10 protein-coding genes are annotated in these 14,742 nt (G+C 66.6%); 4 read left to right on the top strand and 6 right to left on the bottom strand.

Annotation, left to right across the window (positions count from 1 at the left end; genetic code table 11):
• Positions 1–140: 140 nt before the first annotated feature.
• Genes ACVWW6_RS36570 through ACVWW6_RS36560 form a run of 3 tightly spaced genes read left to right on the top strand, consistent with a single transcriptional unit; the run spans position 141 to position 5,249 of the window.
• Positions 141–821: a response regulator transcription factor gene (locus ACVWW6_RS36570; protein WP_038965709.1), complete on the top strand. Its 681-nt coding sequence runs from the start codon at positions 141–143 to the stop codon at positions 819–821.
• Positions 805–2,265 (top strand): ATP-binding protein, encoded by a 1,461-nt coding sequence (locus ACVWW6_RS36565; protein WP_456682461.1) that lies wholly within the window; start codon positions 805–807, stop codon positions 2,263–2,265. The genes ACVWW6_RS36570 and ACVWW6_RS36565 overlap by 17 nt, the downstream gene beginning before the upstream one ends.
• Positions 2,262–5,249, top strand: a complete 2,988-nt coding sequence (locus tag ACVWW6_RS36560; protein ID WP_456682460.1) for a bifunctional [glutamine synthetase] adenylyltransferase/[glutamine synthetase]-adenylyl-L-tyrosine phosphorylase — start codon at positions 2,262–2,264, stop codon at positions 5,247–5,249. Before ACVWW6_RS36565 ends, ACVWW6_RS36560 begins: the two co-directional genes overlap by 4 nt.
• On the opposite strand, the gene ACVWW6_RS36555 is transcribed toward ACVWW6_RS36560, so the two are convergent.
• The 5 genes from ACVWW6_RS36555 to ACVWW6_RS36535 are packed head-to-tail and all read right to left on the bottom strand — an operon-like array spanning position 5,206 to position 11,186.
• A complete protein-coding gene (locus ACVWW6_RS36555) occupies positions 5,206–5,439 on the bottom strand; it encodes a formate dehydrogenase subunit delta (protein WP_456682459.1) in 234 nt (77 codons plus the stop codon). The two genes, ACVWW6_RS36560 and ACVWW6_RS36555, sit on opposite strands and share 44 nt — an antisense overlap.
• Complete coding sequence (fdhD, locus tag ACVWW6_RS36550) at positions 5,429–6,256, bottom strand: formate dehydrogenase accessory sulfurtransferase FdhD (RefSeq protein ID WP_456682458.1); 828 nt, start codon at positions 6,254–6,256, stop codon at positions 5,429–5,431. The genes ACVWW6_RS36555 and fdhD overlap by 11 nt, the downstream gene beginning before the upstream one ends.
• Positions 6,257–6,260: 4 nt before the next feature.
• Positions 6,261–9,134, bottom strand: coding sequence for a formate dehydrogenase subunit alpha (gene fdhF, locus ACVWW6_RS36545; protein WP_456682457.1), 2,874 nt, complete (start codon positions 9,132–9,134; stop codon positions 6,261–6,263).
• Between the two features lie 10 nt (positions 9,135–9,144).
• Positions 9,145–10,701, bottom strand: a complete 1,557-nt coding sequence (locus tag ACVWW6_RS36540; protein ID WP_161535736.1) for a formate dehydrogenase beta subunit — start codon at positions 10,699–10,701, stop codon at positions 9,145–9,147.
• Positions 10,698–11,186 (bottom strand): formate dehydrogenase subunit gamma, encoded by a 489-nt coding sequence (locus ACVWW6_RS36535; RefSeq protein ID WP_028172230.1) that lies wholly within the window; start codon positions 11,184–11,186, stop codon positions 10,698–10,700. The genes ACVWW6_RS36540 and ACVWW6_RS36535 overlap by 4 nt, the downstream gene beginning before the upstream one ends.
• A 224-nt stretch (positions 11,187–11,410) precedes the next feature.
• On the opposite strand from ACVWW6_RS36535, the gene ACVWW6_RS36530 reads away from it, so the two are divergent.
• Positions 11,411–12,304, top strand: coding sequence for a LysR family transcriptional regulator (locus ACVWW6_RS36530; protein ID WP_011085923.1), 894 nt, complete (start codon positions 11,411–11,413; stop codon positions 12,302–12,304).
• Positions 12,305–12,306: 2 nt separating this feature from the next.
• Here the strand turns inward: ACVWW6_RS36530 and ACVWW6_RS36525 are convergent, their stop codons facing one another.
• Positions 12,307–14,637, bottom strand: coding sequence for a PAS domain-containing sensor histidine kinase (locus ACVWW6_RS36525; RefSeq protein ID WP_456682456.1), 2,331 nt, complete (start codon positions 14,635–14,637; stop codon positions 12,307–12,309).
• Between the last annotated feature and the right edge of the window lie 105 nt (positions 14,638–14,742).

Raw genomic sequence — 14,742 nt, 5'->3', positions numbered from 1 at the left:
AAGGCCTAGGGCGGTGAGGTCCCCCCAGCTTCACCGCCCGCCTTTTTCTCGACCCGAGACTCTCCCACTCGGCTTGCATGCGATTGCCGCTCGCGCCATGTTTAGAGAAGGTGACCTCCTTGACCGCCGCCGAACGCACGATGCGCCTCCTCATCATTGAAGACGACCGCGAATCCGCCGACTACCTCGTGAAGGCGTTTCGCGAAGTCGGACACATTGCCGACCACGCCCCCGACGGCGAGGAAGGCCTCGCCATGGCCGAGAACGGGGACTACGACGTGCTGGTGGTCGACCGCATGCTGCCCAAGCGCGACGGCCTGTCGTTGATCGGCGCGCTGCGCGACAAGGGCAACACCGCGCCGGTGCTGATTCTCTCCGCGCTCGGGCAGGTCGACGACCGCATCAAGGGCCTGCGCGCCGGCGGCGACGACTATCTGCCCAAGCCCTATTCGTTCGCCGAGCTCCTGGCGCGGGTCGAGGTGCTGTCGCGCCGCCGCGGCGGCCCGGCGGAGGACACGCTCTATCGTGTCGGCGATCTCGAGCTCGACCGGCTCTCCCATCGCGTCGCCCGCGGCAAGGACGAATTGACGCTTCAGCCGCGCGAATTCCGCCTGCTCGAATACCTCATGAAGCACGCCGGCCAGGTGGTGACGCGCACCATGCTGTTGGAGAACGTCTGGGACTATCATTTCGATCCGCAGACCAACGTGATCGACGTGCACATTTCGCGGCTGCGCTCCAAGATCGACAAGGGTTTTGAGCGGCCGCTGCTGCACACGATCCGCGGCGCCGGGTATATGATCCGTGACGGCATTCGGTAAACTGATCCGCACCACGGCATTCCGGCTGACGCTGGTCTACCTGTTTCTGTTCGCGATTTTCGCAGCCTCGCTGCTCGCCTATTTCGCCTGGAATACGCGGCGGCTCATCACCGAGGAAATCACGCAGACGGTGAATGCCGAGACCTCGGAGATCAACGAGATCTACGGCCGCCGCGGCCTCGTCGGCCTCGTGCGCGCGATCGAGTATCGGGCGCTGCGGCCGGGTGCCAATCTCTACCTCGTGACGACGCCGACGGGGCAGGCGGTGGCCGGCAATGTCGGCTCGCTGGCGCCGGGCGTGATGGCAACGCGCGGCTGGACCGAGACGGCCTATCGGCGGATCGAGGACGCTGACGAGCGCGATCACCGCGCGCTCGTGCGCGTCACCGAACTCGAAAACGGCTTCCGGCTGCTGATCGGCCGCGACCTCGCCGAGCGGCGTCGTCTGTTCGGCATCGTCGCCAAGGCCGCGCAATGGTCAGTCCTGATCGTGGTCGTGCTCGGGCTCGGCGGCGGCGTCTTCGTCGCGCGCAGAGTGCTCAGGCGCATCGACGCGATGAGCGGCACGGCGCACCGCATCATGACCGGCGATCTCAGCGAGCGCCTGCCGGTGGGGCGCAGCGGCGACGAGCTCGACCGCCTCGCCGAAAACCTCAATGCCATGCTGGAGCGCATCGAGGCGCTGATGGCGGGGCTGAAGGAGGTCTCCGACAACATCGCCCACGATCTCAAGACGCCGCTGACACGCTTGCGCAACCGCGCCGAGGAAGCGTTGGCGAAATCCGGCTGCGAGGCCGACTACCGCGCCGCGCTGGAGCGGACCATCGAGGAATCCGACGGGCTGATCCGCACCTTCAACGCGCTGCTGATGATCGCGCGCGCCGAGTCCGGCCAGGCGCGCGGCAACATGGACGATTTCGATGCCGCCGATGTCGCGGGCGGCATCCACGAGCTCTACGAGCCGCTCGCCGAGGACGACGGCATGACCTTGAAGGTCAAGGCCGATCCGACGCCGGTTCACGGCAACCGCGAGCTGATCAGCCAGGCGCTCGCCAATCTGGTCGAGAATGCCATCAAATACGGCAAGCCGGTCACGCAGGCCGGCGGAACCGTGGTCAGCATGGACTCTGGGCAGATCATGATCGAGGCGAAGCGCGAGAGCGACCAGGTGCTGCTGAGCGTCACCGATCGCGGCCCCGGTATTCCGGAAGCCGACCGCAAACATGCTGTCGAACGATTCGTCCGGCTTGAAGCTAGCCGCACGCTGCCGGGCTCCGGCCTCGGCCTCAGCCTTGCCTCCGCAGTTGCGACGCTCCATGGCGGAGAATTGCGGCTGGGCGATGCCCATCCCGGCCTCGTCGCCACGCTGGTGCTGCCGGCGCGCGCGGGCGCGGGCGACAGGGTTGCTCCTCCAATACCGGATGTGCCACAGAAGGTGGCATGAACCACTCCGCGCCGGGAAACGCGGACAAGCATGGTGAGAGCCTGGCCGCACGCTTCGCGGAGGCTCCCCATATTGCCGCTTCCACAACCGACGAACGACGTTTTGAAAGCTGGCTGGCCGAGCTCGAGCCGGCACAATCGGCTCGTCTCGAAGCGCTGCTGGTTCAGCCCTTCGGCCGGAATATCCTCGCCGGCATCGCGGAATTCTCGCCCTATCTGTTCGATCTGGTGCGCGCCGATCCGCTGCGCCTGATCCGGCTGCTCGAATGCGATCCGGATACTCATCTCGCCGCACTGATCGCGGAGGCGAGGGGCGCGGTGCTCGCGGCACCTGACGAGGCCGAGGTGATGCGGCTGCTTCGCCGCATGAAGGGGGAGGCGGCGCTTCTGACCGCGTTGTGCGACATCGGCGGGGTCTGGCCGGTGATGCGGGTGACGGCGGCGCTGACCGATGTCGCGGTCTCCTCCGTGCAGGTGGCGCTCCAGTACCTGCTGCGGCAGGAAGCCGCACGAGGAAAGCTTTTCCCGCCTAATCCCGAGGCACCGGAAGAGGGCTGCGGCCTGATCGTGCTCGCGATGGGCAAGATGGGGGCGGGCGAGCTGAACTATTCCAGTGACATCGACCTCATCGTGTTCTTCGACCCTGACGCCACGACGCTGGCGCCGGATATCGAGCCGCAGCCGTTTTTCGTCCGCGTGACGCAAGGCATGGCACGCATTCTTCAGCAGCGCACCTATGACGGCTATGTCTTCCGCGTCGATCTGCGCCTGCGCCCCGATCCGTCCTCGACGCAGGTGGCGATCTCACGGGACGCCGCGCTGCATTACTACGAGCGGGAAGGGCGCACCTGGGAACGCGCCGCGATGATCAAGGCGCGCGCCTGTGCCGGCGATGCCAGGGCAGGCGAGGCGCTGCTCGCCGAGATCGCCCCCTTCGTCTGGCGCAAGCATCTCGACTTCGCCGCGCTTGCCGACGTCCACGACATGAAGCGGCAGATGCAGACCTATCGCGGCCAGAGTGAGGTCGCGGTCGAAGGCCACAACGTCAAGGTCGGCCGCGGCGGCATCCGCGAGATCGAGTTTTTCGCGCAGACCCAGCAGCTGATCGCCGGCGGCCGCCATCCGGAATTGCGGGTGCGGCCGACGCTCGCCGCGCTCGATGTGCTCGCCAGCAGCAACTGGATCACACTTGCGGCGCGTGACGAACTCGCCAGGGCGTACGAATTCCTGCGCCGGGTTGAGCATCGCCTCCAGATGGTCGCCGACGAGCAGACCCATGCGCTGCCCGACGACAGGGAAGCGGTCGAGCGCTTTGCCCGGTTCTTCGGCTATCCGGATCGCGAGGCCTTTGCGCGCGACCTGCTGCGGCAGCTCGAGATCGTGCAGGGGCACTACGAGAAGCTGTTCGAGGGCGATGACCCGACCGGCACGGCAAAGCTGCCGGCGCTCGACTACAGTGCAGGTCCCGACGATCCGCGCCTGTTCCAGCACCTGACGACGCTCGGCTTCAAGAAGCCTGCCGCCGTGGCGCAGACCGTGCGCGACTGGATCACCGGCGACTATCGCGTGTTCCGCAACGAGGCGACGCGAAGCGCCTTCATCGAATTCGTGCCGGCCCTGATCGACGGCCTCGCCCTCGCCGAGGAGCCGGACCGCGCCGTCGTGGCGTTCGATCAATTCCTTGGGGCGCTCCAGCGTGGCGGCCGGCTGATCACGCTGCTTGGCCAGAACCGCGATCTCGTCGCGCTCGTGGCGCTGGTGCTGGGCGCGGCACCACGGCTCGGCGAGATGCTGGCGCGGCAGCCGCAGCTCATGGACGGCCTGATCGATCCGCGCTTCTTCGGCGCGATGCCGGACAGGCGGGAATTGTCCGGGCGGCTCGCCGCCACCGTGCAGGATGCCGCCTCATATGAGGAATTCCTCGATCGCCTGCGCCTGTTCGGGCAGGAGAGCCTGTTCCTGATCGGCACGCGCATCCTCTCCGGCACGGTCTCGGCGCAGCAGGCGAGCACGGCGTTTGCCGACGTCGCCGAAGGCGTCGTCCACACAGTGCATGACCTCGTTGCCGATCGCTTTGCCGCCCAGCACGGCCGGATCAAGGGGCAGGAGACGGCGATCATCGCGATGGGCCGGCTCGGCAGCCGCGAAATGACCGCGTCGTCCGATCTCGACCTGATCCTGCTGTACGATTTCGACAGCGAGAATCCGGACTCGGATGGGCCGAAATCGCTTCAGGGCGCGCATTATTTCGCGCGCTTCACCCAGCGCCTGATCAGCGCCTTCACGACGCGCACTAATTACGGCGTGCTCTATGAGATCGACATGCGGCTGCGCCCGTCGGGGCGGGCCGGCCCGGTGGCCTCGAGCCTTGCCTCCTTCGCGGATTATCAGTCCAACGAGGCCTGGACCTGGGAGCACATGGCGCTGACGCGTGCCCGCGTGGTGTCGGCATCGGCTGAATTCGGCGAGCGGATCGCGCGCGTCATCCGCGATGTCCTGACCCGCCGCCGCGATCCTGCCACCATCGCCAACGACGTCGCCGACATGCGGCGCGCGATCGCGCAGGAGAAGGGCGAGACCGATTATTGGGATCTCAAATATGCCGCCGGCGGCATGATCGACATCGACTTCATCGCGCAATATCTCCAGCTCGTGCATGCCCATCACAAGCCCGATATTCTCGACGTCAGCACGCTTCAGGTGCTGGACAATGCGGCGAGGCTCGGCGTGCTGCCGCAGTCGGAGGCCGAGATCCTGCGTGCCGCAGCGCGGCTCTATCACGACCTGACGCAGATCCTGCGGCTCTGCGTCAGCGACCGCTTCAAGCCGGAAACCGCCGGCACCGATCTCCAACGCGTGATGGCGCGTGCGGGCGACGCGCCGGATTTCTCGTCGCTGGAGGCGCGTGTGAAGGAGACGCAGAGCGAGGTGCGGCGCGTGTTCAGAGCGTTGCTGGAAGGGACGTCGCCGGCTTCAGCGAGGTGAGGGCCTCGCGGACATTGGGCTCCAGGCCCGCGCCGCCGGCGTCGAGATGGGCGAAGATCGCGCGCTTCATCCGGGGATCCCAGAACTTCTTGATATGCTCGGCGATTCCCGGCACGGCCTTGTCGTGGCCCTGGCTCTGGAAGAACCTGCCGATCTGGTTGGCCATGTAGATCAGGCGGTCAGGCGACATCGGCAACCTCCGTAGCATGGCAGGCGACGATGCGGCCGCCATGCGTAAACACTTCGAACCCGTCTTGCCGGGCAATGGCGATCAGCGTGATGCCGGCGGCTTCCGCGGTGCGGACCGCGAGCGCGGTCGGCGCGGAGACCGCGACCATCAGCGGCGCGCCGATCGCGGCGGTCTTCTGCACCATCTCGACCGAGACGCGGCTCGTCAGCAGCACCATGCCGCCGCGCGCATCCGTCCGGCTGCGCGCCAGCGCACCGGCAAGCTTGTCAAGCGCGTTGTGGCGGCCGACATCCTCGCGCAGCGCGACGATGTTGCCGGCAGGCGACCAGAACGCGGCGGCGTGAACGGCGCGGGTTTGCATGTTGATCGATTGCAGCGGCGCGATGGCCTGCATCGCCGTCATGATCTGCTCGGGCGTGAAGTTCTGCCCCGGCGGCACGACGGCCGCGGGCCGCACGGCTTCGGCAATGGACTCGATGCCGCAGATGCCGCAGCCGGTCGGGCCGGCGATATGACGCCGCCGTTCGCTGATGCGCGCGGCTTGGTCCGGCGCAAGCCACATGCGCAGCTCGATGCCGTCGTCGAGGCGGACGATTTCGAGCGACCGGATGTCGTCGACCGATCTGACGATGCCTTCGCTGAGGCTGAAGCCGACTGCGAAGTCCTCGAGGTTTTGCGGCGTCCCCATCATGACGGCATAGGTGCCGCCATTGTAGGTCAGCGCCAGCGGCGTCTCCTCGGGGATCAGCCGTGTGCCTTCGGACGCAACGCTGTGGTGCCAGATTTCGCGGTCGATGGCCTGGACCGGCACGTGCATGCGCTTACTCCGCAGCCTCGGCGGGCGCGATGCGGCGGGAGTGCCGCGCCTGCGCGTCATAGGACTTCTGCCAGTCGGACGGGCCGTTCGACGGCGAGATCTGCACCGCCGTGACCTTGTATTCGGGACAGTTGGTCGCCCAGTCCGAATAGTCCGTCGTGATGACGTTGGCCTGTGTGTCCGGGTGGTGGAAGGTGGTGTAGACGACGCCCGGCGCGACGCGATCGGTGATCTCCGCGCGCAGCGTGGTCTCGCCCGCGCGGCTCTTCAGCCGCACCCAGTCGCCGTCGCGCACGCCGCGCTGCTCGGCATCGTGCGGGTGGATCTCCAGCCGGTCCTCGGCATGCCAGACCACGTTCTCGGTGCGCCTTGTCTGCGCGCCGACATTGTACTGGCTGAGGATGCGCCCCGTGGTGAGCAGCAGCGGGAAACGTGGGCCGGTCCGCTCGTCGGTCGCGACATATTCGGTGACGATGAACTTGCCCTTGCCGCGGACGAAGCCGTCGATATGCATCACCGGCGTGCCCTCGGGCGCCTTCTCGTTGCACGGCCACTGCACCGAGCCGAGCTCGTCGAGCTTGGCATAGGAGACGCCGGTGAAGGTCGGCGTCAGCGCCGCGATCTCGTCCATGATCTCGGACGGGTGGCTGTAGTTCATCTCGAAGCCCATGGCCTTGGCAAGGCCGATGGTGACTTCCCAGTCGGCCATGCCGTTCTTCGGCGTCATCACCTTGCGCACGCGCTGGATGCGGCGTTCAGCGTTGGTAAAGGTGCCGTCCTTCTCGAGGAAGCTCGAGCCGGGCAGGAAGACGTGGGCGTAGTTCGCGGTCTCGTTCAGGAACAGGTCGTGGACGATCACGCATTCCATCGCCGACAGCGCCGCCACCACATGCGAGGTGTTGGGGTCGGACTGGAGGATGTCCTCACCCTGCACGTAGATGCCCATGAACGTGCCCTCGATTGCGGCATCGAACATGTTGGGAATGCGCAGGCCCGGCTCCGGGTTGAGCTTGACGTTCCAGAGCGCCTCGAACTGGTCGCGCACGGCATCGCCCGAGATGTGGCGGTAGCCGGGCAGCTCGTGCGGGAACGAGCCCATGTCGCAGGAGCCCTGCACGTTGTTCTGGCCGCGCAACGGGTTCACGCCGACGCCGGGACGGCCGATATTGCCGGTCGCCATCGCGAGGTTGGCGATCGCGATCACCGTGGTCGAACCCTGGCTGTGCTCGGTGACGCCGAGACCGTAATAGATCGCGCCGTTGCCGCCGGTGGCGTAGATGCGGGCCGCTTCGCGCAGCGCCTTGGGGTCCACGCCCGTGAGGATCGCCGTTGCTTCCGGGCTGTTGTTCGGCTGGGCGACGAAGGCGGCCCATTCCTCGAACTCGGTCCAGTCGCAGCGCTCGCGCACGAAGGCTTCGTTGACGAGGCCCTCGGTGACGATGACATGCGCCAGCGCGGTGACGACCGCGACGTTGGTGCCGGGCATCAGCGGCAGATGCAGCGCCTTCACATGCGGCGATTCCACCATCTCGGTGCGGCGCGGATCGATCACGATCAGCTTGGCACCCTGGCGCAGGCGCTTCTTCAGGCGCGAGGCGAAGACGGGGTGTGCGGAGGCCGGATTGGCGCCGATGACGACGGCGACGTCGGTGTTCTCCACGGAGTCGAAGTCCTGGGTGCCGGCCGACGTGCCGAAGGTCTGCGACAGGCCATAGCCGGTCGGCGAGTGGCAGACGCGGGCGCAGGTATCGACATTGTTGTTGCCGAAGCCGGCCCGGATCAGCTTCTGCACCAAATAGGTCTCTTCGTTGGTGCAACGGGACGAGGTGATGCCGCCGATGGCGTCGCGACCGTACTTCTTCTGGATGCCGCGCATCCTGGCGGCGGCGAAGGAGAACGCCTCATCCCAGGACACTTCGCGCCAGGGATCCTCGATCCGTTCGCGGATCATCGGCTTGAGGATGCGTTCCTTGTGGTTGGTGTAGCCCCAGGCGAAGCGTCCCTTGACGCAGGAATGGCCGCGATTGGCCTTGCCGTCCTTGTACGGCACCATGCGCACGACTTCCTCGCCGCGCATCTCCGCCTTGAAGGCGCAGCCGACGCCGCAATAGGCGCAGGTTGTGACGACCGAGTGCTCGGGCTGGCCGATCTCGATCACGGATTTTTCGGTCAGCGTCGCGGTCGGGCAGGCCTGCACGCAGGCGCCGCAGGAGACGCATTCGGAGCCGAGGAAGCTCTCGCTCATGCCGGGCGAGACGCGACTGTCGAAGCCGCGGCCCGAGATCGTCAGCGCGAAGGTGCCTTGCACCTCCTCGCAGGCGCGGACGCAGCGCGAGCAGACGATGCACTTGGAGGGATCGTAGGTGAAGTAGGGGTTGGACTCGTCCTTCGGCATCCAGGCGGCGTTGACCTCGCCGTTGGATTTCGCGAAGACATGGTTCTCGCCCTCGTAGCCGTAGCGCACGTCGCGCAGGCCCACGGCGCCGGCCATGTCCTGCAACTCGCAATCGCCGTTGGCGCCGCAGGTGAGGCAGTCGAGCGGGTGATCGGAGATATAGAGCTCCATCACGCCCTTGCGCAGCTTCTTCAGCCGGTCGGTCTGGGTGTGCACGACGAGGCCCGGCATCACAGGCGTAGTGCAGGATGCCGGCGTGCCGGCGCGGCCCTCGATCTCGACGAGGCAGAGGCGGCAGGAGCCGAATGCATCGACCATGTCGGTCGCGCAGAGTTTCGGGATCTGGTGGCCGGCTTCCATCGCCGCGCGCATGATCGAGGTGCCCTCGGGCACCGAGATCTCCTTGCCGTCGATGGTCAGCGTCACCATCGTTCCCGATTTGGCGCGCGGCGTGCCGAAGTCGATTTCTTCGATCAGAGACATTGTCGTTCTCCTATTCCGCGGCCTGAAGCGTGGTCGGCGCCGGGACGAAGTCCTCCCGGAAGTGCTTCAATGCGCTGAGCACAGGATAGGGCGTGAAGCCGCCGAGCGCGCAGAGCGAGCCGAATTTCATGGTGTTGCAGAGGTCTTCGACGAGCGCGAGGTTTTCGCTGACGCGTTCGCCGTTGATGATCTTCTCGATGGTCTCGACGCCGCGGGTCGAGCCGATCCGGCAGGGCGTGCACTTGCCGCAGGATTCGACGGCGCAGAATTCCATCGCGAAGCGTGCCTGCCTGCGCATGTCGACGCTGTCGTCGAACACGACGATGCCGCCATGGCCGATCAGCCCGTCACGCGCGGCAAAGGCTTCGTAGTCGAACGGCGTGTCGAACAGCGCGCGGGGGAAGTAGGCGCCAAGGGGCCCGCCGACCTGCACCGCGCGGACCGGACGGCCGGTGGACGTGCCGCCGCCGATGTCGTCGACGAGCTCGCCGAGCGTCACGCCGAACGCGGTCTCGAACAGGCCGCCATGGCGGATATTGCCGGCGAGCTGGATCGGCATCGTGCCGCGCGAGCGGCCCATGCCGAAATCCGCATAGGCCTTCGCGCCTTCGGCGAGGATGAAGGGGATCGCCGCGAACGACAGCACGTTGTTGATCACGGTCGGCTTGCCGAACAGGCCGTGATGGGCCGGCAGCGGCGGCTTGGCGCGCACGATGCCGCGGCGGCCTTCGAGGCTCTCCAGCAGCGACGTTTCCTCGCCGCAGACATAGGCGCCGGCGCCGACGCGGACTTCGAGGTCGAAGCTGTAGGTCGAGCCGCCGATCTTGTCGCCGAGATAACCGCCGCGCTTCGCAGCCTGGATGGCGGCCTTCATCGCCTCGACCGCGTGCGGATATTCGCTGCGGATGTAGATGTAGCCCTTGGTCGCGCCGACGGTGATGCCGGCGGTGGTCATGCCCTCGATCACCAGGAAGGGATCGCCTTCCATGATCATGCGGTCGGCGAAGGTACCGCTGTCGCCTTCGTCGGCGTTGCAGACGATGAACTTGCGGTCGGCCTTGGCCTGGGCAACCGTCTTCCATTTGATGCCGGTCGGAAAGCCCGCGCCGCCGCGGCCGCGCAGGCCCGATGCGGTGACCTCGGTGAGGATGGCCTCCGAGCCGAGCGACAGCGCGCGCTCCAGGCCCTTGTAGCCACCGTGGGCGCGGTAGTCCTCGAGCGAGCGCGGATCGATCACGCCGCAGCGGGCGAAGGTGAGGCGGGTCTGGCGCTTCAGCCAGGGAATCTCGTCGGTCGCCCCTAACCGCAGCAGATGCGGCGTATTGCTGGCGAGCGCGTCGAGCAGGGAGGGTACATCGGTCTCGGTGACCGGGCCGAACGCGATCCGGCCCTGCGGCGTCGCGACCTCGACCAGCGGCTCCAGCCAGTACATGCCCCGCGAGCCGGTCCTGATGATCTCGACGGCGACGCCGCGCTTGGCCGCAGCCTGTTCCAGCGCCAGCGCAACCTCGTCGGCGCCGACGGCCAACGCACCCGCGTCGCGTGAGACGAAGAGACGCATGCTCATCGCTGTGCCTCCGCAACCAGCGCATCGAGACGCTTCTCGTCGAGCCGGCCGACGAGGCGACCGTCGAGCATCGCGGACGGTGCGGTCGCGCAGAGCCCGAGGCAGTAGATCGGCTCCAGCGTGACGCGATCATCGGCCGTCGTGTTGCCAAGCGACACGCCGAGCCGGGCCTCCGCACGCGCGGCCAGCGCATCGCCGCCCGCAGCCTGGCAGGCCTCGGCGCGGCAAAGCTTCAGCACGTGGCGGCCGGCCGGCTTGTGCCTGAAATCATGGTAGAAGGTGAACACGCCATGCACTTCGGCGCGCGACAGATTGAGCGCTTGCGCCACCATGGGAATGGCGGCCTCCGGCACGTAGCCGAACGCCTCCTGGAGCGCATGCAGGATGACCAGCGTCGCGCCCTCCTGCCTTGCATGTTCGGCGATGATCTCGGCGCCGCGCGTCTCGTCCCAAGGCTCGTAACAAGGCTCGTAAGTCGCTGTCATTCTTTGTTCTCAACCTGAGCGTTCCTGCCTCGCAGGCTATTTGGAATCATTCGAAGATCAATAAAGCTGTCTCATGCTGCGATTGCGAATTCAGATCGATTGGCGGATGCAATCGATCGATACGGAAGTGGAATTAATCGCATTTCGCCTGCCGGTTTTTCCGTGTTGGCAAGGACCTGCCGTGCTAGCTTGCATGCCACGACAGAATTCGAGGGGACGTCCGGTTGATCGACAAGCTTGAACTGCTGCTGGCGCTGGCGAAGGAACGGCATTTCGGACGCGCGGCGGAAGCCTGCGGGGTCACCCAGCCGACGATGTCGACCGGGCTCAAGCAGCTCGAGGAGATCCTCGGCGTGATGCTGGTCCAGCGCGGGTCCCGCTTCCAGGGCTTTACGCCCGAGGGCGAGCGGGCGCTGGACTGGGCGCGGCGGATCGTGGGCGATGCCCGCGCGATGCGCCAGGAGATCAACTCGCTGAAGGACAAGCTCTCCGGTGAGATCCGCATCGCGGCGATCCCGACCGTGCTCGGCATGGTTGCCGCGCTGACGACGCCGTTCCGCGCCCGGCATCCCGAGGTGCGCTTCCGCATCCAGTCCACAACGTCATCGGAGGTGCTCGGGCTGCTCGAAAATCTCGAGGTGGACGCGGGGCTGACCTATATCGAGAACGAGCCGATCGGCAAGGTGCGCACCATTCCGCTCTACAACGAGAGCTATCGCCTCCTCACCGCGCCTGATGCGATGTTCGGTGATCGCGAGACGGTGACCTGGACCGAGGTCGGGCAGGTGCCGCTGTGCCTGCTCACGCCCGACATGCAGAACCGCCGCATCATCGACCGCGCGCTGCGCTCGGTCGGCGCGGAGGCGACGCCGACGCTGACCTCGAACTCGCTGCTCGTGCTGTTCACGCACGTGAAGACGGGACGCTGGGCGAGCGTGATGCCGGCCAAGCTCGCCGAGACGCTTGGCCTGTCCGATACCGTGCGTTCGATCCCGATCGTCGACCCCGAGGTCAATTACAGCATCGGCATGGTGATCCCGCAGCGCGATCCGATGACGCCGCTGATCGCGGCGCTGGTCAATGTCGCGCGCGAGGTCGCGCCGACGCTGCAATTGTAGCTTCAGGCCGCGGCCGATATCCCGGACGCCGCCTTGACGGCGTCGCGCGGCAGCGTCACGCGGACGACGGTGCCGACATCGATCTTCGAGCGCAGCCGCATCGAGCCGCCGTGGAGTTGCGTCAGCGAGCGGGCGATGGCGAGGCCCAGCCCCGAGCCGTGATAGGTCTTCGTGAGCTGGCTCTCGACCTGCTCGAACGGGCGTCCGAGCCGCGCCAGGGAGTGCGGGGCGATCCCGATGCCGGTGTCGGCGATCATCAGCACGATCCTGTCGTCGAGCTGCCGGCTGCGCACGACGATGCGTCCGCCGTCGGGCGTGAACTTCACCGCGTTCGAGAGCAGGTTGACGATGATCTGCTTGGTGGCGCGGCGGTCGGCGACGACGGAGATCGATTTCTCGATATCGGCATCGAGCGTCAGGTGCTTGTCCTGCGCGCGGCCGGAGACGACGCGCAGGGATTCCGCGAGCGTCCGCGCGAGGTCGAGCTCCTCCATGTCGAGCTTCATGCGGCCGGCCTCGATTTTGGACATGTCGAGGATGTCGTTGATGACTTCGAGAAGGTAGTGGCCGCTGGTCAGGATGTCCTGGCAATATTCCTGGTACTTCTCGCTGCCGAGCTCGCCGAACAGGCCCGAGCCCATGATCTCGGAGAAGCCGATGATGGCGTTGAGCGGCGTGCGCAGCTCGTGGCTCATATTGGCGAGGAATTTCGACTTGGTCTGGTTGGCTTCCTCGGCGCGGGTCTTCTCGCGCTGATACTTCTCGGCGAGGTCGGCGAGCTCGTTGGTCTGGCGTTCGAGCGCGGCCTGCGAGCGCTTCAGGTCGATGACGGTGGCGCGCAGGCGCAGATCGTTGTCGACCAGCTTCTGCTCGTGCTCCTTGATTCGGGTGATGTCGGTGCCGACCGAGACGTAGCCGCCGTCCTTGGTGCGGCGCTCGCTGATGTGCAGCCAGCTGCCGTCGTCGAGCTGCGCCTCGAAGGTGCGCGCGCCCGGGCCTTGGGCAGCCGTCTCGTTGTGGCGGGTGCGCACCTCCGGCATGCGGCCGACCTCGAGCACGGTTTCGTAGGAGGTGCCGGGAATGACGGCGCTGTCGGGCAGCTTGTGCAGGCGCTGGAAGTGCGAGTTGCAGAGCACGAGGCGGTCGCTCGCGTCCCACAGCACGAAGGCCTCCGGAATGGTCTCGATGGCGTCGCGCAGACGCAAATCGGCTTCCACCGTGCGCTCGGCGAGGCTCTTCTGCTCGGTGATGTCGACGGCGATTCCGATCAGGTGAACGCTGGAATCGGTCGCACCGCTCGTCTTTTCGCAGCGGACACGGAGCCAGATCCAGTGACCGTCGACATGCTGCATGCGGAAGGTCTGGTCGATGTGGTCGATCTTCTCGGAGATGAGCTGGTCGGCGATCTCGAACAGGTCGATGTCGTCGGACTTCACCAGCGCGTTGACCTCGCCGAAGGTCAGGAGCTCGTTGCGGCCGTCGAGGCCCAGCATCGAGAACATCGACTGCGACCAGAAGATCCGGCCGCGCGACAGGTCCCAGTCCCAGAGGCCGCAGCGGCCGCGGTTGAGCGCGGTGTCGATGCGGCCGCGCACCGCGTCGTTGATGAGATCGCCCTCGCGGGCGCGGGTCGACTGCCAGTGGAAGGCGAAACCGAGGATCAGGACGACGAAGCCGGTGGTGGCCGACAGCGTCACCGAGAGCGCGGCGTCCGAGCCCCAGATCGGCTCGTTGCGCTCCTGGATCACGGTGACGAAGCCGGGCAGCGACTTGATCTGCCGCGAGATCGCCATCGCGGCGTTGCCGTTCGGCAGCGTCATGTCGGAGATGTTGCCGTCGCGCGGCGGCGCCGCGAGCAACTGCGCCGTGGTGATGGAATCGAGCAGGCGGTCGTTGCCTGAGGGATCGCTGTCGACGGGAATGCGGGCGAGGATGCGGCGGTCGACGCCGGCCGAGGTGACGATGACATGGCGGCCCATGGCCATGCCCCAGGACGGGATCAGGTCGGGCAGCAGCGCCGGCAGGCTCTCGATGTTCTTCAGCCGTTCCTGCCGCGAGGAGGTGAGGCGGTCGATGCGCTCGGCGAGCAAATCGGCGAGTGCCGAGATGTCATGGCGGATCACCAGCCGCTTCTGGCGCGTCTGGTCGACGACCTGCACGAACGCGCCGAGGCAGATCGTGATCAGGAACGCGATGATGAGCGTCGGCACGGCGCGACGCAGCGCCGGCTCCGCGATCAGCAGCCGGTGATAGGCAGGTTTCGCGATCGATTGCGCCAATCCTTTGATCGAATCGGATTGGACGCACGCGTTCGCGGCGTCTGCACGCGACATGCCTTCGGCCCCCTGGAAAACTTGCTTGCAACTTGAGTTCGGAAGCAGCCCCACATCGCTTCCGAATCACACCGATTTGAATCCAGTTTTGCCGGGCTGTCGAGA

It is taken from the genome of Bradyrhizobium sp. USDA 3311, from assembly GCF_054062495.1.
The sequence above is the reverse complement of the archived record's forward strand: the minus strand, read 5'-3'. Positions and strand labels throughout refer to the sequence as shown.

Bases quoted from the DNA above. Each gene is read 5' to 3' on its own strand.
- fdhD (WP_456682458.1), bottom strand. From the start codon at position 6,256: ATGCACGTGCCGGTCCAGGCCATCGACCGCGAAATCTGGCACCACAGC.
- ACVWW6_RS36540 (WP_161535736.1), bottom strand. From the start codon at position 10,701: ATGAGCATGCGTCTCTTCGTCTCACGCGACGCGGGTGCGTTGGCCGTC.
- ACVWW6_RS36560 (WP_456682460.1), top strand. From the start codon at position 2,262: ATGAACCACTCCGCGCCGGGAAACGCGGACAAGCATGGTGAGAGCCTG.
- ACVWW6_RS36525 (WP_456682456.1), bottom strand. From the start codon at position 14,637: ATGTCGCGTGCAGACGCCGCGAACGCGTGCGTCCAATCCGATTCGATC.
- ACVWW6_RS36535 (WP_028172230.1), bottom strand. From the start codon at position 11,186: ATGACAGCGACTTACGAGCCTTGTTACGAGCCTTGGGACGAGACGCGC.
- fdhF (WP_456682457.1), bottom strand. From the start codon at position 9,134: ATGTCTCTGATCGAAGAAATCGACTTCGGCACGCCGCGCGCCAAATCG.
- ACVWW6_RS36570 (WP_038965709.1), top strand. From the start codon at position 141: ATGCGCCTCCTCATCATTGAAGACGACCGCGAATCCGCCGACTACCTC.
- ACVWW6_RS36555 (WP_456682459.1), bottom strand. From the start codon at position 5,439: ATGTCGCCTGACCGCCTGATCTACATGGCCAACCAGATCGGCAGGTTC.